Raw genomic sequence first — 24,626 nt, forward strand, 5'->3', positions numbered from 1 at the left:
CTGGCGGCCGGCCTGGCCGCCACGTCGCCGAATTCCGCACCGTCGATCTCGACCGTCATGCTAAGCGCCTCCCGATGTCAGGCGCTTGAACGCGCTCTCAGGCCACACTGCCTTTGATTGATATTGAATGTAAATGGTTCATTTCAATCATCGTCGGTGAAAAGCGTTTCCCGCGACAGATCGGCGACCCGCGTCGTGCCGGTCAGGGCCATGGCGACCCTCATCTCGGCGCGGATGATGTCCAGCATGTGGGCGACGCCCTGCTGGCCCCGCGCCGCCAGCGCATAGGCCCAGGCGCGGCCCAGCAGCACGCCGTCGGCCCCCAGGGCCAGCATCCGGACCACGTCGAGGCCCGAGCGCACCCCGCCGTCCGCCAGGATCGGGATTCGCCCGGCCACGGCCCTGGCCACGCCCGGCAGGGCGCGGGCGGTGGAGAGGGTCCCGTCCAGCTGGCGGCCGCCATGGTTGGAGACCACCACCCCGTCGGCGCCCAGTTCCACGGCGCGGACCGCGTCGCGCGGATCCAGCACGCCCTTGAGGATCAGCTGTCCCGACCATTCGGCCCGGACCCATTCGAGGTCGCGCCAGGTGACGGTCGGGTCGAAATTGTCCCGCATCCAGGCGAAGAAATCTTCCAGGCCGCTGCTGGGCCCCAGCACCGGCGCGACATTGCCCAGGCTGTGGGGCCGGCCACGCAGGCCGACGTCGTAGCACCAGCCCGGCCGGGTCAGGGCCTGGGCCACGCGCCGCAGGTCGCCGGCCAGCCCCGGCGCGCCGGCCAGGCCCGACCGGTAGTCGCGGTAACGGGTTCCCGGCACCGGCATGTCGACCGTGAACACCAGGGTGGTGCAGCCGGCCGCCCGCGCCTGGTCCAGCAGGTCGCGCATGAAGGCGCGGTCGCGGATCATGTAGAGCTGGAACCAGAACGGCTTGCTCACCCCCGCCCGAACCTCGCCGATCGAACAGGCCGACACCGTGGACAGGCAGAACGGCGCGCCGGCCGCCTCGGCGGCCCGCGCGGCCTGCACCTCGCCGCGCCGGGCGTTGAGGCCGGCCAGGCCGATCGGGCCCAGGGCCACGGGCAGCGACCATTCCTGGCCGAACAGGGTGGTCGACAGGTCGATGTCGCTGACATTGGTCAGCACCCGCTGGCGCAGCGCCACGTCCCGCAGGTCGGCGACGTTGCGTCCCAGGGTCACCTCGTCGAAGGCCCCGCCGTCGATGTATTCGAACAGGAACGGCGGCAGGCGGCGGCGGGCCAGTTCGCGGTAGTCTTCGATCGAGACCGGTTTCATGCGGCGGCGCTCCCGACGTCCTGTCGCCAGCGACGCCTGTAGTCATCGAGGCTGAGGGTCAGCGGCGCGACCCGCCGCAGCGCCGACGGCGGCGCCAGGTCCGGGCGTAGCAGACGCAGCGCGCCATAGGGAACGTCGTCGTGGGCGTTGGAGACGAACACCTGCTGCTCCGGCCGCAAGGTCGCCAGGGCCCGCACGAACACCTCGGCCTCGGCGAAGCGGCCCTCGACCAGCAGGCGCTCGCGCGAGCCGATCAGGTCCAGCGCCTCGTCGGCGACCAGGGCCAGGTAGAGGCCGAGCACGGCGCGCTTGTCGGAGGCGTCGGCCGGTTCGTTGCGCCAGCGCCCCCGGTGGGCGGGGAACGGGCCGACGCCGGGCGCGAAACTGGGCAGGACGAAGATGTCGCGGGCGATCAGGGCCGGCAGCCGGGCGATCAGGGCGTCGGGGTCGTAGTCCTTGGTCAGGCCGAAGATGTCCAGGCCGGCGATCGCCTCGGCCTCCCGCCCGCCCATGAAGCGAGCCGACAGCACGGGGCGGCCCTCGACATCGACATTGACCAGGCAGTCGCGCGCCTCGTCCAGGCCTTCGCACGTGGCGCGGGGCAGGGCCTGGCCGGGCGAACGCAGCGCGACGAACCAGGTGCCGGTCGAGAGGATGGTGGCGTCGTGGGCGGCGATCTCGGCGTGACCGCGCGCCGCCAGCAAGGCGGCGTTGCTGTCGTGCAGGCCGCAGATCACCGCGCAGTCCCGCGGCAGGCCGGTGCGCGCCGCCCATTCGGGGGTGATCGGCCCCAGGCGCTCGCCGGCGTGGCGCAGGTCGCCCAGCCGCGCCGCCCAGCCGCGCGCCTCGGCCAGGGCGCTGGGGCGCCCCTCGAAGGGACGCCAGAGATCGCTGTGGCAGCCCAGGCTGCTGACCTCGCTGGCCGCCACGCCGCTCAGCCGCCAGGCCCAGTATTGCGGCCAGGGCAGGATCCGCAGGTTGTCCGGCCAGGGCCCGGTCAGGCCCTCCAGCCGGTGGATCTGCAGGCCCAGGTTCAGCCCCTGAGGCAGGAACGGCGACCCGGTGGCGACGAACGGGTCGCGCGACCGGCGATACGGCTCGCGCTCCGCCTCTTCCGGTGTGTCCTCGTAGTCCATGGGCGGGGCGAACAGGGCGCCGTCCGAGATCAGCGCCGCCGCCGCGCCGTGGGCCACCGGGATGATCGCGGCGATCTGGCCGAGGCTGGCGAACTCGCGCAGCGTCGCGGCGATCCAGTCGTCGAGCCCGGCGACGTCGAGGGCGCGGTAGCCCGGCCCCTGGACGATTTCGTTCGGCCGCGTCCGGCGCGCCAGGGACTGGCCCCGCCGATCCCAGAGGGTCAGCTTGGCGTTGGTTTTTCCGATGTCGAGCACCACGGTGCAATCAGCCGCCACACGTTCCTCCGATCTATCTTGATCATTTTCTATCGAAGATGATTGAAAACCGCCAGACCAATCGTTAGGCTTCGTCCCATGCCTACTCTGACCGCTTCCAAACCCGCCCTCCCCTTCCTGGTCCCCGCTTCGCGCTGGTCGAAGACGGACGCCGCGCGGCTGACGCCCGAGCAGCTTCTGCTGTATCGCTCCAACCTGCTCGGTTCGGACCTGACCGTCACCAACTTCGGCGGCGGCAACACCTCGGCCAAGCTTTCCGCGACCGATCCGCTGACCGGCCAGCCCGTCGAGGTGCTGTGGGTCAAGGGCTCGGGCGGCGACATCGGCTCGATGGCCCTGGACGGCTTCTCGACCCTCTATCTCGACAAGCTGCTGGGCCTGGAGAGCCTGTATCGCGGCGTGGCGTTCGAGGATGAGATGGTCGGCTTCCTGCCGCACTGCACCTTCGCCCTGAACCCGCGCGCCGCGTCGATCGACACGCCGCTGCACGCCTATCTGCCGTTCCGCCACGTCGACCACGTCCACCCCGACGCCCTGATCGCCCTGGCGGCCGCCGCCGACGGCGAGCAGGTCACCCAGGAGATCTACGGCGGCGCCGTCGGCTGGCTGCCCTGGAAGCGGCCGGGCTTCGACCTGGGGATCCAGCTGCGCGACTACGTGGCGGCCAACCCCGGCCTGCGCGGCGTGATGCTGGCGGGACACGGCGTGATCTGCTGGGCCGACGACGCAGAGGCCTGCTACCAGAACACCATCGACCTGATCGCCCAGGCGGCCCGCCACCTGAACGCCAAGCTGGCCGGCAAGCCGGCGTTCGGCGGCGCCGTGGTCCAGCCCCTGGACGCGCAGGCCCGCGCCGCCGTCGCCGCCGACCTGATGCCCCGCCTGCGCGGCCTGATGACCGGCGAGCGCGGCAAGCTGGGCCACTTCAGCGACGACGCCGAGACCCTGGAATTCGTCTGCAGCAAGGACTTCGAGCGCCTCGCCGCGATCGGCACCTCCTGCCCCGACCACTTCCTGCGCACCAAGATCGCGCCGCTGGCGCTGGACCCGGCGCGCATCGACCAGGACGGCTACCTGGCCCAGGCGATCGAAACCTATCGCGACGGCTACGCCGCCTATTACGGCCGCAACGCCGGCCCGACCGATCCGGCCATGCGCGACGCCAACCCGGTGGTCGTGCTGCTGCCCGGCGTCGGGCGCTTCACCTTCGCCGGCGACAAGACCACAGCCCGGATCGCCGGCGAGTTCTACGCCAACGCCATCAACGTCATGCGCGGCGCAGAGGCGATCGGTGGCTATCTGGGCCTGCCGGAGTCCGAGGCCTTCGCCATCGAATACTGGGCGCTGGAAGAGGCCAAGCTGCAACGGATGCCCAGGCCCAAGCCGCTGGTCGGACGCATCGCCCTGGTCACCGGGGCGGCGGGCGCGATCGGCGCGGCGGTCGCCAGTCGCCTGCTCGAGGACGGGGCCTGCGCGGTGCTGGTCGACATCAATCCCGCGACGCTGGAGACGGTGCGCGAGGGCATGGCCAAGACCTTCGGCGCCGACCGCGTCCGCTCGGCGATCTGCGACGTCACCGACGAGCAGCAGGTCGAAGCGGCCTTCAAGACCGCGACCCTGGCGTTCGGCGGGCTGGACATCCTGGTGGCCAATGCGGGCCTGGCCTCGTCCGCCTCGATCGAGGAGACCACCGTCGACCTGTGGCGCAAGAACTACGGCGTGCTGGCCGAGGGCTATTTCCTGACCAGCCGCGCGGCCTTCCCGCTGATGAAGCACAAGCGCGGCGGGTCGATCGTGTTCATCGGCTCCAAGAACGCCCTGGCCGCCACGCCCAACGCCTCGGCCTACGCCTCGGCCAAGGCCGCCTCGCTGCACCTGGCCCGCTGCCTGGCGCTGGAAGGCGCCGAGCACGGCATCCGCGTCAACGTGGTCAATCCCGACGCCGTCATCCGCGGCTCGAAGATCTGGGACGGCGACTGGCGCAAGGAGCGCGCCAGCGCCTACGGGATCGACCCGGGCGACGAACTGGAGGAGTTCTACCGCAAGCGCTCGATGCTTAAGCGTAGCGTCCTGCCCGAAGACATCGCCGAAGCCGTCTATTTCCTGGCCTCGGACGCCTCGGCCAAGTCGACCGGCAACATCATCAATGTGGACGCCGGCAACGCCCAGGCGTTCACGCGCTAGGTTTTAGGGAAGAAACGCCATGGACCCGATTCTTCTCTCGATCGACCAGATCGACGACCACAACGCCCAGCGCCTGGACGCCCTGCGCGACGAGTACGACAGCCTGGGCCGCGCCCTGGCCCGTCGCGGCATCGATATCGACACGGTGAAGGCCCGGGTGGCGGGCTTCTCGCTGGCCCTGCCGACCTGGGGCGCGGGGCGCGGCGGCACGCGCTTCGCCAAGTTCCCGATCCCCGGCGAGCCGACCAACATCCACGAAAAGCTGCAGGACTGCGGCCTGGTCCAGACCCTGGGCCGCGTCACGCCGCGCGTCTCGCCGCACTTTCCCTGGGACAAGGTCAGCGACTACGCGGCGCTGCGCGAAGAGGCCGCCGCCCTGGGGCTGGGCTTCGACGCGGTCAATTCCAACACCTTCCAGGACCAGCCGGGCCAGCGGCATTCCTATCGCAACGGCAGCCTCAGCGCGACCGACGCCGGGGCCCGCGAGCAGGCCATCGCCCACAATGTCGAATGCATCGAGATCGGCCGGAAACTGGGCTCCAAGGCCCTGACCGTCTGGGTCGGCGACGGCACCAACTTCCCGGGCCAGCAGGACCTGGGCGCGTCGCTGGACCGCTACCTGGCCAGCGCCGCCGAGGTCTATTCGGCCCTGCCCGACGATTGGCGGATGCTGCTCGAGCACAAGATGTACGAGCCGGCCTTCTATTCGTCGGTGATCTCGGACTGGGGCAGCAGCATCCTGGCCGCCCAGACCCTGGGGCCCAAGGCCCAGTGCCTGGTCGACCTCGGCCACCACGCGCCCAACGTCAATATCGAGCAGATCGTCGCCCGCCTGCACCGCTTCGGAAAGCTGGGGGGCTTCCACTTCAACGACTCCAAGTACGGCGACGACGACCTGGATTCGGGCAGCATCAACCCGCACCAGCTGTTCCTGGTGTTCAACGAGCTGGTCGAGGCCGAGCTGAACCCGCGCGACGGCTTCGACCCCGCCTACATGATCGACCAGTCGCACAACGTCACCGACCCGATCGAGAGCATGCTGTCGTCGGCGGAAGCCATCGCCGGGGCCTTCGCCAAGGCTGTGCTGGTCGACCGCGCCGAGCTGCTGGCGGCCCAGGACGCCAACGACGTGATGATGGGCTTCCAGGCGCTGCGGCGCGCCTATCGCACCGACGTCAGCCCGCTGGTGGCCATGGCCCGCATCGAGGCCGGCGGCGCGGCCGACCCGATCGCGCTCTATCGCCTGCTGGGCTGGCGCGAGCGGACCGCTCAGGAGCGGACCCCGGTGGGCCTGGGCGCCGGGATCGTTTGAGCCGGACTGAGCAAAGTTGATTGCAACTGGTCGCGAAACGACGGAGATAACGGGGGTTGTCTCCGGAGGCCGCATGCACGCGACTGAGCGCGAAAACCTTATCCTGCGCCTGCTGCAGGAGCGGGGTTTCATTGGGTTCCAGGAGCTGGACCAGCGCCTCGACGCCTCGCCCGCCACCATCCGCCGGGACCTGGAACGCCTCGACGGCGAGGGTCGGATCGAACGCGTCCGGGGCGGGGCGCGCCTGGCCGGTCCCGCCGAGACGCCCAGCCCCGATCGCCCGCAACTGCGCGGCGTCCCCTTCCACGAGAACATCGCCCGCCACACGGCCGAGAAGGCGGCGATCGGCCGCGCCGCCGCCGCCCTGTGCCGGCCCGGCGAGGCGGTGATCATCGACGGCGGCTCGACCACCCTGCAGATGTGCCACCACCTGGAGGCGCTGGAACTGCAGGTGCTGACCAACTCGCTGCACATCGTCAGCGCCCTGCTGCCGCAGCCCGGCACCCGCATCTCGATCCCGGGCGGCACGGTGTTCCGCGAGCAGAACATCGTCCTCAGCGCCTTCGAGGACGACGGGGCCAGCCGCTACCACGCCAGCAAGATGTTCCTGGGCGCCGAGGCCGTCGGCCGCCACGGGATCATGCAGAGCGACATCCTGCTGGTCCAGGCCGAGCGCGGCCTGCTGAACCGGGCCGACGAGCTGATCCTGCTGGTCGACAGCAGCAAGTTCGCCGCCTCGGCCGGCCACGTGGTCTGCGGGCTGGGCGAGCTGGACCTGGTGATCACCGATCCAGGCCTGTCGGCCGCGCACCGCCAGATGCTCGAGGACGCGGACGTCCGCGTGGTCATCGCCGAGGGATAGGCGGGCGGCCACTTGTTCTGCTTTATGCGGATGCTGCGGAACATCGTTCCGCGCCTGAAGGCATCCCCACGCAAACGGGGACAAATGTGCCGTCGGGAACCGCCTAAGGTCGCCTCATGACGCAAGACATGACTTACGCGCGGTACCTCGCGCTGGACCTCTTGCTCGCGGCCCAGCAGCCGCTGAGCGACCGTCACGACGAACTGCTGTTCATCGTCATCCATCAGACCAAGGAGCTGTGGCTCAAGGAGATCATCCACGAGGTGAACCTGGCCAAGCGCCTGGTCGCCACGCACGATCTCGAGCCGGCCTACAAGGCCTTGGCCCGGGTGTCGCGGATCCAGACGGTGATGACCCTGTCGTGGGACGTGCTGGCGACGATGACTCCGGCCGACTACCTGAGCTTCCGGGGCGACCTGGGCTCCAGCTCGGGCTTCCAGTCGCACCAGTTCCGGACCCTGGAATACCTGCTGGGCTTGAAGGACCAGAGCTTCCTGAAGTTCCACGCCGAGGGTTCAGACGCCCTGGTGCAGTTGCGGACGGCCCTGGAGGCGCCCAGCCTCTACGACGTCGCCATCGCCCAGTTGGCCAAGGCGGGTCTGGCCGTGCCGGACGCGGTGCTGAACCGCGACTTCGCCCAGACCTATGCCCCCTCGCCCGAGGTGGAGGCCGCCTGGCTGGAGGTCTACCGCGACACCCAGCGCTATTGGGAACTGTACCAGCTGGCCGAGAAGCTGGTCGACCTGGACGACGCCCTGGTGACCTGGCGCCACAAGCACGTGCTGACCGTCGAACGGATCATCGGCGGGCGGCCGGGCACCGGCGGCACCGATGGCATCGGCTATCTGGCCTCGACCCTGCGCCGGCGCTGCTTCCCCGAGCTGTGGTCGCTGAGAACCAAGCTGTGAGCGCCCGCAAGGACCTGTTCTCACGGGCGTTGGCGGCCGCGCCCGACCGGCTGCACATGGCCGCCCACAGCCATCATCTCTGGCCCGACGTCACCCTGGCCGCCCAGGTCGAGGCCTGGGAGGACGCCGCCGTCCTGGCTGATCACAAGTGGGACAAGGCGCTGGGCGAAGTCTATCCGAGCGCGCAAGGCCTGGTCGCCCGCGAGCTCTCCCTGCCGTCGCCCGACAGCGTCGTCTTCGCGCCCAACACCCACACCTTGCTGGCGGTGCTGTTGTCGGCGGTCGGCAAGCGACCCGTCCGGGTGTTGTCCACCGACGGCGAGTTCCACTCGTTCCGCCGCCAGGCCCAGCGCTGGATCGAGGCCGGCGAGATCGAACTGACGCGGGTGGACAGCGACACGCCCGACTTCGCGGAACGGTTTCTGGCCGCGGCGCGCGCGGGCGGTTTCGACCTGATCTTCGTCAGCCACGTCTTCTTCAAGAGCGGCTTCGTCTTCGACCGGGTCTGGGAACTGGCCGACCTCGCGCGGCCGGAGGGACCGTGGGTGGTGGTCGACGGCTATCACGGCTTCCGGGCCATCCCGACGGACCTGTCGGCGGTGGCCGACCGCCTGTTCTACATCGCCGGCGGCTACAAATACGCCATGGCCGGGGAAGGGGCGGCGTTCCTGCACGCCCCGCCCGGTTTCGGACCGCGTCCAGCCCTGACGGGCTGGTACGCCGAGTTCGGCGACCTGGAGGGCCCGCCGGGCGGCGTGGGCTACGCCCGCGACGCCGGCCGCTTCCTGGGCGCGACCTTCGACCCGTCAGGGCTATACCGCTTCGTGGCGGCGGGACGGATGCTGGAGGCCCAGGGCCTGACCACGGCGGTGATCGCCGGGCACGTCGGCGGCCTGCAGGGAAACCTGCTGGCCGGGATCCCCGCCGGCGCGGCCGGGCCGCTGAAGGACGCCGTCCTGTTGAACCCGCCGGGCCGGGGCTCGCGAGCCCGCTTCCTGGCGCTGCGCCATCCCTCCGCTCAAGCCTGGAAACAGGCGCTGGCCGCGAAGGACGTGGTGGTGGACGTACGAGACGACGTCCTGCGGATCGGGCTCTCGATCTATCACGACGAGACGGACATCGCGACCTTCTGCGCGGCGTGTCGGGCGTTGCCCTAGACCGGCGCCGGCGGGCTGAACACGCCCAGGAGAGCCCTCCCCCAAAACAGCAGCGCCGGCCGCCGGGGTTCAACCCGACGGCCGGCGCACGTCACTCTCGGCAAGGCGCGGGGGGAGCGCGCCGGGTCCCGGCGCATCCCCACGCCAGGACCGCCTCGAGGCGGAACTTGTTCCCGCCTAGAACTTGACCGCCAGGGTCAGGTAGTAGGACCGGGGCTGGATGGTCAGGATGTTGAGCGTCTGGTCCGGGTTGGCGGCCAGGCGGGCCGGGGTGAAGGCTTGCCGGTCGAGGGAGGCGAGCAGGCCGCCCGCCGAGGCCCAGCTCATCACGCCCTTGCCGTCGAGCAGGTTGTTGATGTTGCCCGACAGCTGGACGCGATCATTGATCTGCCACTGCCCGCCGACGTCCACCTGCGAGAAGCCCGGCAGGTAGAAGGTGTTGTAGCGGTTGGCGGCGCGCTCGCCGAGATAGCGCCAGGTGGCGAACAGGTTCCAGCGGTCGGACGGACGGTAGAGCCCGGTGAGGCTGGTCATGATCTTGGCGCTGTTGTCGGCCTCGCCGTCCGGCACGCGCGTCAGCACGTCGTCGGCCTCGCCCGGGGTGTTGGCGATCCAGACGGCGAAGTCCTTCGACTTGGGCTCCTGCAGCGTCGCCTGCAGCTGGACCGACAGGGCGTTGGTCACTTTCAGTTCGCCGTCGATCTCGACGCCGTAGGTCTCCTGCGTCGCGAAGACCGGCGGCGGGTTGTAGCTGGTCCCGTCCGCCCGGTTGAACACCTGGACAGCGCCGACGTTCTCCAGCCGGCTGTAGAACGGATTGACGGTCAGCGTCAGGCGGTCGAGCGTCAGCCGGTGGCCCATCTCGACCTGCAGCAGGTCCTGGGCGATCGACGGGCTGTTGGCGACGGCCGCCGCCGTGGTCAGGGTGGCGTAGAAGGACAGGTCGGGCGCCTTCTTGCCGTGCGACACCCGCACATAGGTCGTCTGGGCGTCGCTCCAGCGGTAGGTCGCCGCGGCGGAATAGGACGTGAAGTTCAGGTCGCGGTCATAGGAGACGGGCGGGCCCAGGCCCTGCTGGACGTTGTCGTAGAGCGTGTTGACGTTCCCGTCCGTCCCGCCCGGGGTCTGGCTGGCGAGGGCCACGCTGGTCCAGTTGGAGCCCCGGTTGGTGATCTTCTCGTAGCGGACCGCCGCATCGACGGTGATCTTGTCGGTCACGTCCCAGTTGCCGCCGGCGAACAGCGAGGCCTGGACCTGCTTGGTCCTGGTTAGGGTGGCGCTGACCCGGTTGCCGATGCTGCCGTAGCCGTTCGGATCGGTGACCTGCTGCACCACGCCGCCGGGCGTGGTCAGGGTGATGTCGAGGTTCCGCGGCCTGTCCTGCAGGGGCGCGACGCCGATGCCGGCCCCGCCGATGACGGTCGAGACGTCCGACTTGGCGTAGAAGCCCCCGAAGGTGAAGGCGCCGCGCTCGAATTTCCTGGTGACGGAGATCTGGTCCATCACCTCATCGACCTTGGGATTGTAGAACAGCGCCGCTTCCGACACGACGCTGTTGGCCATGACCGACTGGTTGGGCAGGTTGTTGGTCACCACGGTCGCGGCGGCGCCCACGCGGTTCACCTGGGCCAGGATCGCGCCCGTCTTGCGGTCGCGATAGGTGTAGAGGCCGCTGGCCGTCGTGCCGAGGAAGGCCGCCAGCACCGGGTCGGCGATCGGCAGGGCGAAGATCACGCCGCCCGAGTTCCAGTCCAGTTCGTTGCGCGAGAGCCGCAGCGCGTTGGACAGGCTCCAGCCATCGCCGAAATCGTGGTCGATCCGCGCGCCGATCGCCTTGGCCTTGGCGTGGGCCAGCTTGTCGCCGTCCCAGGTGCGGGTCTTGGCGCCGGCATAGGGGGTGAAGCTGTGGCTGGTGGCTTCGGGCAGCAGGCTGGTGTCGCCGCCCAGTTCCGAGACCACCTTGGGATTGTTGAAGTCGCGGGCCGGCAGGAACTCGAACCAGCCGTTGTGGTCGTTGAGGTACTTGCCGAAGATCTGGATTTTCCCCGCCCCGTAGTCGTAGGTCAGGTTGCCCTTGATCTGGCCGCCCCGGTTGAGGGCGTAGCCGGGATCGCGCGCGCCGGTGCTCTTGCGGTAGAAGCCGCCGAGGCTGTAGCGCAGGCGGTCGCCGATCGGGCCGGAGACATAGGCGTCGCCGCGGTAATAGGGGTTGCCGCCCTTGCCCTCGGCCCCGATCTTGGCGCGGACCTCGCCTTCGAACTCGGACCCGCCCGTGCGTGAGATGTAGTTGAAGATGCCGCCCGGCGCGTTGGGGCCGGTCACCGTCGCGGTGCCGCCGCGCAGGGCTTCCAGGCGCCCCAGGCCGACGTCGGGCCGCAGGAAATAGTCGGGGCCGTAATTGGTGAAGGTCACGTTGGTGACCGGCAGGCCGTCTTCCTGCAGCGACACGTAGTAGTAGCCGCCGGCCGCCTCGACCGAGTTGGCCGACACGCCGCGCGAATAGACGATGTTGCGGATCTCGCCGAGCGCCGAGTTGACGAAGACGCCCGGGACCGACTTGAGCAGGTCGGCGGCGCTGAGGGGCGCGACCCGCTCCAGGTCCTCGGCCCGCAGCACCGACACGGCGACCGCCGACTTGCCCAGCGAGGCCTGGCTCAGCACGCCGGTGACGATGATCTCGGCCACCGAATCCGGCTCGGCCGGCGAGGTCTGGGCCTGGACCGGCGCGGTTTGCGCCGATGCGGCGTGCGCCGCGCACAGCGAAGCCACCAGCGCGAACGCCGTACCACCCACGAGCTTCTTCTTCATGTGTTTCCCCTGCGTTTCCCGTCGCGGCTTCGTTGGTTGGCGCCGTCTTGTGGACGCCGAGCCTTAGCGATGATCGTGGGTAACGCGGGAAACGATCATATTCAATCTATTTTTGTCTTTTTCTATCTTTTAACCACCAAAATCGCGCATGAACCCAGGGGTTGAGCCCCTGGGTTCGATCGCGCGTCTGGTCAGGTGGTCGCCGCGCGCCGTTCGCCACGGACGCCTGCGGCCGGCCGGAACGCGCATGGAGAAGGGCTCGCCGACCTCGAACCTCAGGGGCGCCGCGTCGCGGTGGAGAGTCTCGCCCTCGGCCCCTAGCCGTCGGTGTCCGCCATCGCCTTCGCCAGGGCGACGAGCTGCTTGCGGAGCGCGGGATTCATCGCCTTGAACGCCACCACGAGGTCCTGGGAGCCGCTGTCGTTCAGGAAATCGATCAGGCCGCCGGCGACGCTCTCGCCGCCGCCGCGCGGCGCGTCCAGACCCTCGAAGAAGGCCGACAACGGCGTGTCGAGCTTGTGGGCGATCTCATACAGCTTCGACGAGCTGACCCGGTTGGTCCCGCGCTCGTACTTCTGCACCTGCTGGAAAGTGACCCCCAGCGCATCGGCCAGGTCGGACTGCGAAATGCCCAAAGCCCGTCGCTTCACCCGGATGAGGGCGCCGACGTGCTGGTCCACGGGGTGGGGTGAATGGGGGGTCGCGGTCATGGTCTTCATGTCCTCTGTTGGAGAACGCGCCATGGCGATTTACCAAATCGCCGCGTGATGAATTCATTAAGGCCGAGGTTGTTGAAAGGTTGCAACTCTTGTCCCCGCTCGCGGGAATCGTGAAAGCCCTGGGCCGTCCGACGACATGGGCCGCCGTCCAAGGACCCCGGCGCCGACCAGCGCTGCGCATCTAAGCCATTGGAATCAAAAGACTCCCTAAGTCTCGCAACTCGGCGCTCCCGGCGCCCGCCCTTCCGGGAATGAAACGCCCGCCTCGCCGCCCGCGGTGGCCGGGCATCGACGATGTTCCGCGCCCGGATGGGCCTGGAGGTAGGCCGCGATAGCGCCGGCGATCACCCGCGCCGCCCGGGCGTCCGGATGGCGATTGCTGGGCAGGCGCCAGCCGGGATCGAGGGTCACCATCACATAGGGCAGCCCCGCCTCGTCGAGCACGCGGCGGCGCAGCGCCCGCTCCGCGGCGGTCTCCGGCGCCAGCTGCGGCACGACGATCAGCGGCGTGGCGCCGCGCCGGCGCGCCATCGCGACCGTGTCGGCGAGCGCCGCCCGGCTCATGGCCACGCCCCGGTCGATCTCGGCGTCCGAGCGGTAGGGGATCGCCCGGCGGGCCAGTTGGACCAGGCGCGGCGCGGCGTCCGGCGGACGCCAGGCCAGGCCGGAGTCGAGGCGCGGACGATCGGCGTCCAGGTTGCGCCGGAACAGCGACGGCATGAACAGCGACACCACCGCCACCGGCCGCCGATAGCGCGGCCATTCCTGGCGCAGGCGAAGATAGGCCTGGTCCGTCGCGTAGCCCTCCACCGCCAGGTTGGCGCTCTGGACGCCGGTCAGGGCCTCGACCCGCGCGGGGATCGACTCCTCCCAGGTCAGGCCGTGACCGAGCATGATCGACTCGCCGGTGAACAGGATGGTCGGCCGGGCCGGATCGACGGCGTCGCCCGGGCGGCGCACCCGATGGCCCGCGGCGTCGATGGCGTAGGCGATGGAACGCCCGCCCAGCCCGCCCACGCCCTGCCGCGACGGTTCCAGGACCCAGCCCAGCTGTGCGTCGCGCCGCCGCAAGGGCTCACGCAGGGCGGGCGTATCCTGGGCGCGCAGCCAGGGCAGGTGCGACAAAAGGACCTCGCAGAACACCAGGGACAGTCCCACGGCGACCGCGACCGGCGCGGCGTCGCGGGCCAGGCGGACCAGGGGAACCCTGGCGAACAGGCGCCCCGCGCGGGGACGAATCCAGAGGATCAGGGCCAGCCCCAACCCTCCGCTCGCGACCCGAAAGCCCAGCAGGACAAGAGCTTGCGTGGCTCTCGGGGTGTAGAAATCGGGCAGGATATGCCGGTCCATCCAGGCGCCGTCGGCCACGAGCGCCCAGACCACCAGCGCCGCGCCGAGCGCCGCCACGACGGCCTCCGCCGACAGGCGCCGGACGAGCGCGCCGCCGGGGGCGGACGAGGCAACTGGCGGCCCATGCATACCGGTGTTATTCCAGAAACAGACCAAGGGGATGCTAGCGCATGAGATCCCTACTGTCGTTGGTTCACTGGTGGGTTTGGCGTGACGCCCGGCGGCGGGCGACCAACCTGCTGCGGTTCGCCGAGGTCGAGGCGGACGGCGGGCGCGACATCGTCCGCGCCGCCGAACAGACCCGCGATCCGGTGCTTCGCAAGCTGTTCCTGGTCCACGCCCTGGACGAGCAGCGTCACGCCGAGCTCTTCCGCAAACGGGGCCGAGCGCTGATGGCCCAGCTGCCGCCCGGGCCGGACGGCGGCGGTCGGACCCAATGGCTGGCGCCGGGCGAGCGGGGCCTGGACGACCTGCGCGTGGAGCAGGAACGCGACGGCTCGCTGCTGGCCTTCCTGCACCTGTCCGAGAAGACCGCCGCCCGCGACTTCGCCCACTATGTCGACGTGCTGGGACACGACCCGGCCACCCGCGAGGTCTTCGAGAAGGTCGCGCAAGACGAGGCGTTCCACATGAACTACACGCACGCTCAGTTGATCCGGGTCTCGCCCGGGGGTCACGGCCGCCTGCTCTGGATGGCCCGCCTGCGCCGGTTGTGGTCGCTGTACCTGCGCTTCGCGGGCGCCTTGGCCGGCCTGATCGGCGCGGTCATCCTGACCCTGCAGTATTTCATCCTGGCGCCGCCCTTTGCCCTGCTGGCCCGCCGCGCCCAGGCTCGCGAGCCGCTCGGCTGGGTCGCCATACCGGAACAGCGCAACGGCGCGCTGACGCGGCAATACTGATGAAGATCCTCGGCGTCTCCGCCCACTACCACGACGCCGCCGCGGCCCTGGTCGTCGACGGCCTTCCGGTCGCGGCCGTGCAGGAAGAGCGCCTGTCGCGGCGCAAGAACGACGCGGCCTTCCCGATGGGGGCCATAGAGTGGTGCCTCGACCAGGCCGGCCTGCAGCCCGAGGACCTCGACGCGGTGGTCTTCTACGAACGGCCGATGCTGAAGTTCGACCGGATCCTGACCAGCGCCCTGCGCGCCTTTCCCCACAGTCGCCGCGCCTTCGCCCACGCCATGAAGAACACGCTGGGCGAAAAGGCCTGGGTGCGCGGCCTGATCACCGCCCAGCTGGGGGTGCGGCGGGATAAGATCCTGTTCACCGAGCACCACCAGTCGCACGCGGCCGCCGCCTTCCTGACCGCCCCGACCCGGCGCGCGGCGATCCTGACCACCGACGGCGTGGGCGAATGGGCGACCACCACCGTGGGCCGGGGCGAGCGGCCGGCCGACGGCCCCACCCGGATCATCCTGGATCGCGAGGTGCGCTTTCCCCACTCGCTGGGCATGTTCTACTCGACCTTCACCGCCTATCTCGGCTTCGCCATCAACGAGGGCGAGTACAAGGTCATGGGCCTGGCCGCCTATGGCCGCCCGTCGATGGTCGACCAGGTCCGCAAGGTGCTGCGTCGCACCCCGGACGGGGCCTTCGCCCTCGACCTCGACTATTTCGAGTTCCATACCAGCGTCACGCGCTCGTTCTCCCGGCGCTTCGTCGACCTCTTCGGCCCGCCCCGCCTGGCGCATGGGCCCATCGATCTGGAGTCCGCCGAGGGGCGCAGGTTCGCTGACATCGCCGCCAGCGCGCAGCAGGTGCTGGAAGAGGTCCTGGTCGACCTGACCCGCCGCCTGAAGCGCGAGACCGGCCTGCCGGACCTCTGCCTGGGCGGCGGCGTGGCGCTGAACGGCGTCGCCAACACCCGCATCCTGGCCGAGTCGGGCTTCGAGCGCCTGTTCGTGCCCTCGGCGCCGGGCGACGCGGGCAGCGCCCTGGGGGCGGCGCTCTACGCCGACCGCATCCATTTCGGCAATCCCGACCGCGACGTCCCCGACCATCCGTTCTGGGGACCGGAGCTCGACGAGGCCGAACTGGCGCGCCTGGCCGGCGAGGACGGCCTGCCACTCCAGACCCTCGACGAGCCGGCCCTGATCGACCTGACCGTGGAAGACCTGGCCCGCGACCGGGTCGTGGGCTGGATGGACGGGGCGCTGGAATTTGGTCCTCGCGCCCTGGGCCATCGCAGCATCCTGACGGCCCCGCACGACCTGGCCATGCGCGACCGGCTCAACCGGGACATCAAGTATCGCGAGGAGTTCCGCCCCTTCGCCCCGGTCGTTCCCATCGAGGCGGCCGACCGCTTCTTCGTGCTGCCGCCGGGCGGAGCGCGCCTGGCGCGGTTCATGTCGGGCGTCTTTCCGGTGCGGGCCGAATGGCGCGAGCGCCTGGCCGCCGTCACCCATGTGGACGGCACCGCCCGGATGCAGGTCCTGGAGCGGGACATGGCCCCGCGGCTGCACGACCTGCTGCTCGCCTACGGCCGGCGCAGCGGCCTGCCGGTGCTGCTCAACACCTCGTTCAACCTGGCCGGCGAGCCGATCGTCAACCGGGTGGTCGAGGGCTATTCCACGTTCCGGCGTTCGGGCATCGACGTCCTGGTCGCCGGCCGGTCCCGCATCGTCAAGCGCGCGGTCGCCCAGGCCGCGCCCAGGGAGGAAGTCGCATGATCCGTCCTCGCGGAAGGTTTCATCGCCAGATGATCGTGCTGGGCAGCATGGCCGGCTCGACCCTGGAACTGGTCCAGGGCCTTTGGCGCGGCGGCCCCGGGCGGCGCTGGCTCATCCCCCTGGCCGTCTTCCTGTGCCTGACCGGCGCGATCCTGATTTTGGCCGTCAGCGTCGAAGCCCTGGCGCCGTTCGTCTACGCCATCTTCTGACCGTGGAGGCGTTCCGCACGCTGCTCGCCTGTCCGGCCTGCGCCGGCGACCTGGCGGCGGACTGGACCTGCCTGGGCTGCGGCGCCCGCCACGCCGCGCCGGACGGCGTGCCGGCCTTGCGCCTGGCGGCCGACGACCGCACCGAAACCGTACGCCGCTTCTACGAGCATGCGCCGTTCCCCGGCTATCCGCCGCGCGACAGTCTGGACTGGCTGCGCGCTCGCGCCGAGCGCAGCCCCTTCGCGCGGCTGCTGGACCGGTCCGTCGCCGGCGACGCCAGGATCCTGGAGATGGGCTGCGGCACGGGCCAGATGAGCCTCTACCTCGCCCGGGCCGACCGCCTGGTGATCGGCGCCGACCTTACCCGGGCCTCGCTGGCGCTGGGCGCGGCGGCGGCCCGGCGGTTCGGGGTGAGCGGCGTGCGGTTCGTCGAGACCGACCTGGCGGCTCCCGGCCTGCGCGAGGGCGCCTTCGACCTGGTCTATTGCTCCGGCGTGCTGCACCACACGCCCGATCCGCGGGCGTCGTTCCGTCGCCTGGTCCGGCTGGCGCGACCGGGCGGGATGATCGTCCTGGGGCTCTACAACGCCTATGCCCGCCTGCCGCTGCGCCTGCGCCGGGCCGTCGGCCGGCTGTCCGGCTTCCGCTGGATCCCGTTCGACCCGGTGCTGCGCGACCGCGCCGCCGAGCCCGAACGCCGCGCGGCCTGGCTCCGCGACCAGTACCGTCACCCCGAGGAGCATCGCCACACCCACGCCGAGGTGCTGGCCTGGTTCCGCGACAACGACGTCGACTATGTGCGCGCCTATCCCAGCACCGTCCTCGGCGACGATCCGGAAGACCTGTTCATCCCGGCGGCCGACAACTGGGCGCTCGAGGCCTGGCTGGCGCAGCTGGGATGGATGCGCAGCCTCGGGCCGGAGGGCGGATTGTTCGTGATGGTCGGCCAACGCTCCGGGTCGAGCACGCCGGCCCCCACCGGGCCGACCTGACGCCGGTCCGCGCGCGTCGCCGGCGGCTTCAGACCGCCAGCGCGCCGCGCAGGGCGGGGACCAGCAGGGCGCACAGCGCCGCCGCGCGGGGATGTTCCTCGCGGAGCTTGGCGCGATGGAACAGCATCAGCTTGCGCTTGATCGCCGGGTGCGTCAGCGGCGTCAGCCGCACCCGATCGGTGTCGAGGCCGCGCGTGTAGAGACGCGGCAGGACGCCGACCGCCAGGCCGCTGCTGGCCAGGCCGAGCAGCGACCCCACCTGGTCGACCTTGTAGCGCGTCGAGGGCGACAGGTTGTTCTGGCGCATCGCCGCCGAGCTGAGCTCGCCGATGCTGCCGCCGACGAAGTGAACGATCTCGCTGCCTTCCAGGGCGCTCCAGGGCAGGCTGGCCGAGGCCGCGAGCGGATGATCCTTCGGCGTCACCAGCAGCATCTCGTCCTCGGCGATCAGGGTCGCTTCCAGCCCCTCCTCGGTGCGCCCCAGAACGCCCACGACGATGTCGAGCGCGCCGGTGCGCAGGTTTCCAAGGAGCGCGTCGTTCTTGCCGTCGCTGAGGTGGAAGCTCACATCGTCGCACTGGCCGCCGAGCCGCGCCACGATCTCGGCCGCCGCCGGCACCACCGACGGGATCGCGCCGATCCGGATCACCGCCTTGCCCCGCGCGGCGACGTCGCTCATGTCGACGAAGGCGTTGTCGGCGGTCTTCAGCAGGCGCAGGGCGTGCGGCAGGAAGGCGGCCCCGGCGTCGGTAAGGGAGACATGGTGGGTGCTGCGGTCGAACAGCCGGACGCCCAGATGCTCCTCGATCTGACGGATGCCCGCGCTCAAGGCGGGTTGGGACACGATCATCCGCTCGGCCGCCCGGCTGAAGTTGCCCGCGTCGGCCAGGGCGGTGAAGAAGCGCAGCTGGCGCAGCGAGATGGCCTGGGTGCGGGCCGCTGGGCGCGAGGCCGGGGCGGTCAAGATCTCTGGCATGGCGGCCTTCGGGGACAGTGAACGGGCCGGCCCCTGGTTATAAGCCAACCCTATAAGCAGATAACTACAAAGAGCTTCCAATTCTAAGGAGCCGTCATAACCTCGTAACAATCGCGCACCGATGGAATAGTTGAAATAAGCAGCAGAATTGGCGCAACCTCCGCGAAACAAGCGCGGACTTTGGGCAAATCTACTTGCTGGGGTGAACAACTATAGGAAGAAACGCCTGGGGAGGCTGTCGGCGGGCGCGCCAACCATCACGGGGGTTCTTCATGTTGTCTGTTGTCGGCCATCGGCCTGAACGCGCCACCTCGCACGGCAAGGCGTCGATGCTGGGCATCGCCTCCACCGCCGTGCTCATCGCCCTGTCCTGCGGCGCCTCGGCCCAGGCGCAGGACACCTCGGCCAGCGCCGAGGTCGAAGCGGTGGTGGTCACCGGATCGCGCATCAAGAGCCCCGACGCCACCAGCGTCAGCCCGATCAGCACGGTGACCAACAAGCAGATCGCCCAGCGCGGCGTCGTCCGCGTCGAGGACCTGATCAACACCCTGCCCCAGGCCTTCGCCGACCAGGGCAGCGGCAATCGCGGCGGCACGGTCGGGGCCAGCGGCACCGCCACCATCAACCTGCGCAATCTCGGCAACCAGCGAACCCTGGTCCTGATCGACGGCAAGCGCCTGATGCAGGGCGACCCCGCCCGCTCGGCGGCCCAGGCCGCCGACATCAACAACATCCCCGCCGCGCTGATCCAGCAGATCGACGTGGTCACCGGCGGCGCCTCGGCCGTCTACGGGTCGGACGCCCTGGCCGGCGTCGTCAACTTCATGCTGAAGCGCGACTTCGAGGGCGTGCAGCTGGACGTGCAGGGCGGCCTGTACATGCACAACAATCACAGCGCCATCGTCTCGGCGGCCACGGCGGCGGGACAGACGCCGGCGGTGGGCCGCGAACTCGACGGCGGCCAGCAGAGCTATTCGATCACGGCCGGCCGGAACTTCGCCGACGGTCGCGGCAACGTCACCGGCTTCTTCAGCTACAAGGAGATCGCCGGCGTCGGCACCAAGGACCGCGACTTCTCGACCTGCAACCTGTCGGCCACCGCGACCGGCTATGCCTGCTCGCTGTCCAGCGCCACCTATCCGGTCCAGTTCCAGCTGACCAACCCGGCCACCGGCGCGACGCGCGGCAGCTACGCCCTGGACAGCACGACCGGCAACACCCTGCGCGCCTATCGCACCTCGGACGGCTTCAACAACGGCAACACCTACGACCTGCAGTCGCCGGACAAGCGCTACAACGCCGACCTGTTTGGCCGCTACAAGATCTCGGACGCGGCCGAGATCTACGGCGAGTTCATGTACATGCATGACGAGGCCGACATTAAGCTGTCGCCCACCGCCGTGTTTACGGTCCCCGAAAGCATCAACTGCAACAACCCGCTGCTCTCGGCCCAGGAAAAGACCCTGATCTGCACCTCCGTCGGCCTGACCGACGCGCAGAGCGCCAACGTCATCGTCTCGCAGCGCAACGCCCTGGGCGGTTCGCGTCACGACTATACCGACCACACGTCCTACCGTGGCGTGGCCGGCGTCCGCGGCGACATCACCTCCAACTGGCGCTACGACGTCTACGCCCAGTACGGCCGCACCGACTATACCTCGCGCCTGACCAACGACTATTCCCTGGCCAAGTTCGCCAAGGCCCTGCGCGCGGTGACCAACGGCAGCGGCCAGATCGTCTGCGAATCCGTGGTCAACGGCAGCGACCCGTCCTGCGTGCCGATCAACCTGTTCCAGGTCGGCGGCATCACCCCGTCGGCGCTGAACTACGTGCAGAACACCGTCCGCCGGAAGGGCTTCACCGAGGAGACCATCCTCAGCGGCGCGCTGACCGGCGACCTGGGCCTAACCAGCCCCTTCGCCAGCTATCCGATCGGCGTCGCCATCGGCGCCGAATATCGCGACGAGAAGATCAGCTTCCAGCCCGACAAGTTCTACAGCAGCCGCGACGTGGCCGGAAACTCGGGCGGGGAATATCCGATCGAGGGCTCGTTCAACGTCAAGGAAGTCTATGGCGAGGTCCGGGTTCCGCTGGTCGAGAACAAGCCGCTCTTCAAGAGCCTGTCGGCCGAAGGCGGCGTGCGCTACTCCGACTACAGCACCGCGGGCGACACCTGGGCCTACAAGGCCGGCGGCGAATGGGCCCCGGTCAGCGACATCCGCTTCCGCGGCAGCTTCCAGCGCGCGGTGCGGGCCCCCAACCTGGTCGAGCTGTTCGGGCCGCAACGCACTGTGACCGCCGCGATCACCGACCCCTGCGAAGGCGCGACGCCCAGGGCGACGGCGGCCCAATGCGCCCTGTCGGGCGTGACGGCGGCGCAGTACGGGACCATCGCCCCGGCGGCGGGCCAGCAGTCCGGCGCCCTGGTCGGCGGCAATCCCGATCTGGCTCCGGAAAAGTCGAACACCAAGTCGTTCGGCGTGCAGTTCATGCCCCGGTTCCTGCAGGGCGTGACCTTCACCGTCGATTACTTCGACATCGACGTGAAGAAGCTGATCACCACCGTTCCGGCCGGGATCGAGCTGTCGCAGTGCATCAACACCGGGGTGTTCTGCGACCTGATCAGGCGCAACGCCGCGACCGGGTCGCTGGTCACCAGCGGCTATGTCGTCACCACCAGCGTCAATGCCGGCTACCTGAAGACCTCGGGCCTGGATTTCTCGGTCACCGCCGCGCACGACCTGCCCGAACTGTTCGGCAAGGACATGGGCCGGATCGGGCTGAACTTCTCGGGCACCAAGACCAACAAGTACGAGGTCCAGATCCTGCCCGGCTCGCAGCCCTATCGCTGCGACGGCTATTTCGGCGTCACCTGCGGCCAGCCGATCCCCAAATGGCGTCACCGCCTGATCGCCGACTGGACCTCGCGCGGCGGCGTCAACCTGTCGGCCACCTGGCGCTATATCGGCGAGACGAAGAACGACAAGTCGAGCAGCGCGACCTTCCTGAAGGCCGCCTACCAGCCCTACGACCTGAAGATGCCCAGCGTCAGCTATGTCGACTTCGCCGCCTCGATGGACGTCGCCGAGAAGGTCACGGTCCGGGTCGGCGTCAACAACGCCTTCGACAAGGATCCGCCCCTGACCGCCAGCACCGGCGGCCAGACCTCGAACGGGGCCTTCTTCTCGGGCATGTACGACTCGCTGGGCCGCTACATGTTCGTCGGCGCCACGGCGCGCTTCTGATCCGCGCGCGGGATAGGTCCCCCCTTCCCGCGACGGCTAGGCCAAGGACAGTCACCTTATGCTGCTCAGCACCATTACCCCTTACTGGCGCCCCGCGGCCCTTGGCCTATCGGCGCTGCTCGCGACAGGCATGATCGCGAGCAGCGCCCTCGCCCAATCTTCTCCCGGAACGGCCTCGCCCGCCCCGGCGCCGGCTGGGTCCCCCGACAAGGTCAGCATCTTCTTCGACAATGACTTCCTTGGCCCTGGCCAGAGCAACATTCAATCGCTGATCCCGCTGCTGCGCGACGAGCGGGTCAAGCTGATGGGGGTCGGCGTCGTCACCGGCGACGCCTGGCTGAAGGAAGAGACCGCCCACGCCCTGCGCTTCCTGGAGATCGCCAAGCGTCCCGACGTGCCGGTGCATCTCGGCGCCGAGATGCCGCTGATGCGCACCCAGGCCGAGATGGCCAACTGGGAGGCGCGCTACGGCCGCGTGCCCTTCAAGGGCGCCTGGAGCACGCCGCGCCCAGGCCGCACCTACCATCCGCAGGACCCCGCCCTGATCCCGCCGATGCCGGAGGGCGCCCCGACGCTGAAGGCCTCCGACGAGGACGCCGTCCACGCCCTGATCCGCACCGTGCGGGCCCATCCCGGCCAGATCACCATCGTCAGCGCCGGCCCCCTCACCAACATCGCCCTGGCCCTGCGCATCGCGCCCGACATCGCGCCGCTGGCCAAGGAGATCGTCATCGAACCCGGCAAGCTCGACACCGCCGTCGCGCGGGTGACCGGCAACACCGACTACGCCACCGACTTCAACTTCCTGTTCGACCCCGAGGCGGCCCACATCGTGCTGACCGCCCCGTGGAAGAAGGTCACCGTGATGGGCAACGTCACGGCCTCGGCCAAGGCGACCCAGGCGGTCGTCGACCGCATCGGCGCGGCCGGCACGCCGGTGGCGACCTACGTCAAGACCTACGCCCGGATCGGCCAGCCGCTGTGGGACGAGATCACCGTCGCCGTCGCCATCGACCGCACGCTGGTCACCGAGGAGCTGGTGGCGCGGATGGACGTCGACACCCTGCCCGGTCCGTCCTACGGCCAGCCCGTCGTCTGGAAGGAGGACATGGCCCCCAACAGCGGCGAGCGCGAGGTCCACATCGTCCGTGCGATCGACGTCGACCGCTTCCTGTCGACCTTCATCGCCCAGGCCTCGAAATGAGCCGCCTCCACGCCTTCCTCGATCGCCGCTTCGCCCTGGACGCCCGCGAGACCACGGTCAGCCGCGAGATGATCGCCGGCCTGACCAGCTTCCTGGCGGCGGCCTATCTGATCGTCGTGATCCCGTCGCTGCTGTCGACCGGCGGTATGGACCGCGGCGCGGTGACCACCGCCGCCATCCTGGTCATGGCGCTGGGCAGCCTGTTCATGGGCGTCTACGCCAACCTGCCGTTCATCGTCGGGCCCGGCATCGGCGGCTCGGTGATCCTGGGCGTGACCCTGGCCCATGTGGAGCACGTGCCCTTCGCCACCGGCCTGGCGATCGCCATGACCTCGGGCCTGCTGTTCCTGGTCCTGACCCTGACCGGCGCGCGCGAACTGGTGGTGCGGATGATCCCGCCGCAGATCAAGCTGGGGCTGGGCGCCTCGATCGGCCTGTTCATCGCCATGCTGGGCTGCCGCGACGCCGGCATGGTGGCGCTGAACGTCAAGTCCAACGCCCTGGCGCTGGGCGACTTCTCCCAGCCCGGGCCGATCGTGGCCCTGATCGGCCTGGCGGTCGCGGTGGCCATGCAGGCGCGCAAGATCCCCGGCGCGGTGCTGGCCGGCATCGCCGTCGCCGCCCTGGCCGGCGTGCCGCTGGGCCTGACCCACCTGCCCCACAGCGGCCTGTCCCTGCCCCACGCCCTGACGCCGGTCGCCCTGCACGTCGACCTCATGGGCGCGTTCAGCCTCGCCGCCCTGCCCTATGTCTTCGCCTTCTTCGCCGGCGAGTTCTTCTCGACCCTGGGCACCACCCTGGCGATCGGCGCCAAGGCCGGACTGACCGACGCCGACGGCAACCTGCCGGGCATCGAGAAGCCCTTCCTGGTCGACTCCCTGGCCGCCGCCCTGGGACCGCTGATCGGCATCCCGGCCGGCACCGCCCTGGTGGAATCCGCCGCCGGCGTCGAGGCGGGCGGGCGCACCGGCCTGACCCCGGTCACCGCCGCCATCCTGTTCCTCTGCACGCTGTGCCTGCTGCCGCTGGCCATGGCGATCCCCAAGCAGGCCACGGCGCCCGCCCTGATCCTGATCGGCATCTCGATGCTGGGCACCATCCGCCACCTGCGCAGCGAGGACATCACCGACCTCCTGCCGGCCCTGGCCATGGTCCTGCTGACCCTGATCTCCAACAGCTTCGGCACCGGCATCGCCGGCGGCCTGCTGGTCCATGTCATCGTCCAGGTCCTGGCCGGCAAGGCGCGCGAGATCCCGGTCGGCCTGCTGATCCTGTCCATCCCGCTTGGCTACTACTTCTACACCGCCGCCACGCACTGAGTTCCC

The 24,626-nt window shown here is 69.8% G+C and carries 18 protein-coding genes; 12 read left to right on the forward strand and 6 right to left on the reverse strand.

Going from position 1 to position 24,626, the window contains the following annotated elements:
- Window positions 1-143 precede the first annotated feature (143 nt).
- Window positions 144-1,295 carry an FMN-dependent L-lactate dehydrogenase LldD gene (gene lldD / locus PMI01_RS16470; protein ID WP_007671294.1) on the reverse strand — a complete coding sequence of 384 codons (1,152 nt, stop codon included), beginning with the start codon at window positions 1,293-1,295 and terminating at the stop codon, window positions 144-146.
- Window positions 1,292-2,707 carry an FGGY-family carbohydrate kinase gene (locus PMI01_RS16475; RefSeq protein ID WP_007671297.1) on the reverse strand — a complete coding sequence of 472 codons (1,416 nt, stop codon included), beginning with the start codon at window positions 2,705-2,707 and terminating at the stop codon, window positions 1,292-1,294. The genes lldD and PMI01_RS16475 overlap by 4 nt, the downstream gene beginning before the upstream one ends.
- Window positions 2,708-2,785: 78 nt before the next feature.
- On the opposite strand from PMI01_RS16475, the gene PMI01_RS16480 reads away from it, so the two are divergent.
- The 5 genes from PMI01_RS16480 to PMI01_RS16500 all read left to right on the forward strand — a co-directional run bounded on the left by PMI01_RS16480 (window position 2,786) and on the right by PMI01_RS16500 (window position 9,130).
- Window positions 2,786-4,891 (forward strand): bifunctional rhamnulose-1-phosphate aldolase/short-chain dehydrogenase, encoded by a 2,106-nt coding sequence (locus PMI01_RS16480; protein WP_007671308.1) that lies wholly within the window; start codon window positions 2,786-2,788, stop codon window positions 4,889-4,891.
- A 19-nt stretch (window positions 4,892-4,910) separates the two neighbouring features.
- Window positions 4,911-6,203 (forward strand): TIM barrel protein, encoded by a 1,293-nt coding sequence (locus tag PMI01_RS16485; RefSeq protein WP_007671312.1) that lies wholly within the window; start codon window positions 4,911-4,913, stop codon window positions 6,201-6,203.
- 73 nt (window positions 6,204-6,276) lie between these two features.
- Window positions 6,277-7,065, forward strand: coding sequence for a DeoR/GlpR family DNA-binding transcription regulator (locus PMI01_RS16490; protein WP_007671314.1), 789 nt, complete (start codon window positions 6,277-6,279; stop codon window positions 7,063-7,065).
- A gap of 116 nt (window positions 7,066-7,181) precedes the next feature.
- Complete coding sequence (locus tag PMI01_RS16495; protein WP_007671316.1) at window positions 7,182-7,973, forward strand: tryptophan 2,3-dioxygenase; 792 nt, start codon at window positions 7,182-7,184, stop codon at window positions 7,971-7,973.
- Window positions 7,949-9,130, forward strand: a complete 1,182-nt coding sequence (locus PMI01_RS16500) for a kynureninase/PvdN C-terminal domain-containing protein (RefSeq protein WP_035036710.1) — start codon at window positions 7,949-7,951, stop codon at window positions 9,128-9,130. The genes PMI01_RS16495 and PMI01_RS16500 overlap by 25 nt, the downstream gene beginning before the upstream one ends.
- A 177-nt stretch (window positions 9,131-9,307) precedes the next feature.
- On the opposite strand, the gene PMI01_RS16505 is transcribed toward PMI01_RS16500, so the two are convergent.
- The 3 genes from PMI01_RS16505 to PMI01_RS16515 form a co-directional block, all read right to left on the reverse strand.
- The gene (locus PMI01_RS16505) at window positions 9,308-11,938 is read right to left on the reverse strand and encodes a TonB-dependent receptor (RefSeq protein WP_007671325.1); all 2,631 of its coding nucleotides are present in this window, start codon (window positions 11,936-11,938) and stop codon (window positions 9,308-9,310) included.
- A gap of 317 nt (window positions 11,939-12,255) precedes the next feature.
- A complete protein-coding gene (locus PMI01_RS16510; RefSeq protein ID WP_007671329.1) occupies window positions 12,256-12,648 on the reverse strand; it encodes a helix-turn-helix domain-containing protein in 393 nt (130 codons plus the stop codon).
- 216 nt (window positions 12,649-12,864) lie between these two features.
- Complete coding sequence (locus tag PMI01_RS16515) at window positions 12,865-14,064, reverse strand: hypothetical protein (RefSeq protein WP_007671331.1); 1,200 nt, start codon at window positions 14,062-14,064, stop codon at window positions 12,865-12,867.
- Between the two features lie 113 nt (window positions 14,065-14,177).
- Here PMI01_RS16515 and PMI01_RS16520 point away from each other — a divergent pair, with 113 nt between their 5' ends.
- From PMI01_RS16520 to PMI01_RS16535, 4 genes are read left to right on the forward strand one after another with little or no spacing between them, the layout of a single operon-like run.
- Entirely contained in the window at window positions 14,178-14,906 is a 729-nt protein-coding gene (locus PMI01_RS16520) for a ferritin-like domain-containing protein (RefSeq protein WP_007671334.1), read from the forward strand.
- Entirely contained in the window at window positions 14,906-16,675 is a 1,770-nt protein-coding gene (locus PMI01_RS16525) for a carbamoyltransferase family protein (protein WP_007671337.1), read from the forward strand. The genes PMI01_RS16520 and PMI01_RS16525 overlap by 1 nt, the downstream gene beginning before the upstream one ends.
- The gene (locus PMI01_RS16530; protein ID WP_007671340.1) at window positions 16,672-16,884 is read left to right on the forward strand and encodes a DUF5989 family protein; all 213 of its coding nucleotides are present in this window, start codon (window positions 16,672-16,674) and stop codon (window positions 16,882-16,884) included. The genes PMI01_RS16525 and PMI01_RS16530 overlap by 4 nt, the downstream gene beginning before the upstream one ends.
- Before the next feature lie 2 nt (window positions 16,885-16,886).
- On the forward strand, window positions 16,887-17,876 hold the full coding sequence (locus PMI01_RS16535) for a class I SAM-dependent methyltransferase (protein ID WP_007671342.1): 990 nt from the start codon (window positions 16,887-16,889) through the stop codon (window positions 17,874-17,876).
- 28 nt (window positions 17,877-17,904) lie between these two features.
- Here PMI01_RS16535 and PMI01_RS16540 read toward each other — a convergent pair whose 3' ends face one another.
- Entirely contained in the window at window positions 17,905-18,852 is a 948-nt protein-coding gene (locus PMI01_RS16540) for a LysR family transcriptional regulator (RefSeq protein WP_007671345.1), read from the reverse strand.
- 272 nt (window positions 18,853-19,124) lie between these two features.
- On the opposite strand from PMI01_RS16540, the gene PMI01_RS16545 reads away from it, so the two are divergent.
- From PMI01_RS16545 to PMI01_RS16555, 3 genes are all read left to right on the forward strand, one after another.
- Entirely contained in the window at window positions 19,125-22,097 is a 2,973-nt protein-coding gene (locus tag PMI01_RS16545) for a TonB-dependent receptor (protein WP_202948092.1), read from the forward strand.
- Window positions 22,098-22,227: 130 nt separating this feature from the next.
- A complete protein-coding gene (locus PMI01_RS16550) occupies window positions 22,228-23,301 on the forward strand; it encodes a nucleoside hydrolase (protein ID WP_035036720.1) in 1,074 nt (357 codons plus the stop codon).
- Window positions 23,298-24,620 (forward strand): NCS2 family permease, encoded by a 1,323-nt coding sequence (locus PMI01_RS16555; RefSeq protein ID WP_007671353.1) that lies wholly within the window; start codon window positions 23,298-23,300, stop codon window positions 24,618-24,620. The genes PMI01_RS16550 and PMI01_RS16555 overlap by 4 nt, the downstream gene beginning before the upstream one ends.
- The last annotated feature ends 6 nt before the right edge of the window (window positions 24,621-24,626 follow it).

The sequence above is a fragment of the Caulobacter sp. AP07 genome (assembly GCF_000281955.1).
In the GTDB taxonomy this organism is placed as follows: Bacteria; Pseudomonadota; Alphaproteobacteria; order Caulobacterales; family Caulobacteraceae; genus Caulobacter.

Excerpts from the sequence above, each read along its gene's own strand:
- PMI01_RS16485 (WP_007671312.1), top strand. The coding sequence starts at position 4,911 with ATGGACCCGATTCTTCTCTCGATCGACCAGATCGACGACCACAACGCC.
- PMI01_RS16540 (WP_007671345.1), bottom strand. The coding sequence starts at position 18,852 with ATGCCAGAGATCTTGACCGCCCCGGCCTCGCGCCCAGCGGCCCGCACC.
- PMI01_RS16495 (WP_007671316.1), top strand. The coding sequence starts at position 7,182 with ATGACGCAAGACATGACTTACGCGCGGTACCTCGCGCTGGACCTCTTG.
- PMI01_RS16530 (WP_007671340.1), top strand. The coding sequence starts at position 16,672 with ATGATCCGTCCTCGCGGAAGGTTTCATCGCCAGATGATCGTGCTGGGC.
- PMI01_RS16550 (WP_035036720.1), top strand. The coding sequence starts at position 22,228 with ATGATCGCGAGCAGCGCCCTCGCCCAATCTTCTCCCGGAACGGCCTCG.
- PMI01_RS16490 (WP_007671314.1), top strand. The coding sequence starts at position 6,277 with ATGCACGCGACTGAGCGCGAAAACCTTATCCTGCGCCTGCTGCAGGAG.
- PMI01_RS16545 (WP_202948092.1), top strand. The coding sequence starts at position 19,125 with ATGTTGTCTGTTGTCGGCCATCGGCCTGAACGCGCCACCTCGCACGGC.
- PMI01_RS16510 (WP_007671329.1), bottom strand. The coding sequence starts at position 12,648 with ATGACCGCGACCCCCCATTCACCCCACCCCGTGGACCAGCACGTCGGC.
- PMI01_RS16505 (WP_007671325.1), bottom strand. The coding sequence starts at position 11,938 with ATGAAGAAGAAGCTCGTGGGTGGTACGGCGTTCGCGCTGGTGGCTTCG.
- PMI01_RS16520 (WP_007671334.1), top strand. The coding sequence starts at position 14,178 with ATGAGATCCCTACTGTCGTTGGTTCACTGGTGGGTTTGGCGTGACGCC.
- PMI01_RS16555 (WP_007671353.1), top strand. The coding sequence starts at position 23,298 with ATGAGCCGCCTCCACGCCTTCCTCGATCGCCGCTTCGCCCTGGACGCC.
- PMI01_RS16525 (WP_007671337.1), top strand. The coding sequence starts at position 14,906 with ATGAAGATCCTCGGCGTCTCCGCCCACTACCACGACGCCGCCGCGGCC.
- lldD (WP_007671294.1), bottom strand. The coding sequence starts at position 1,295 with ATGAAACCGGTCTCGATCGAAGACTACCGCGAACTGGCCCGCCGCCGC.
- PMI01_RS16480 (WP_007671308.1), top strand. The coding sequence starts at position 2,786 with ATGCCTACTCTGACCGCTTCCAAACCCGCCCTCCCCTTCCTGGTCCCC.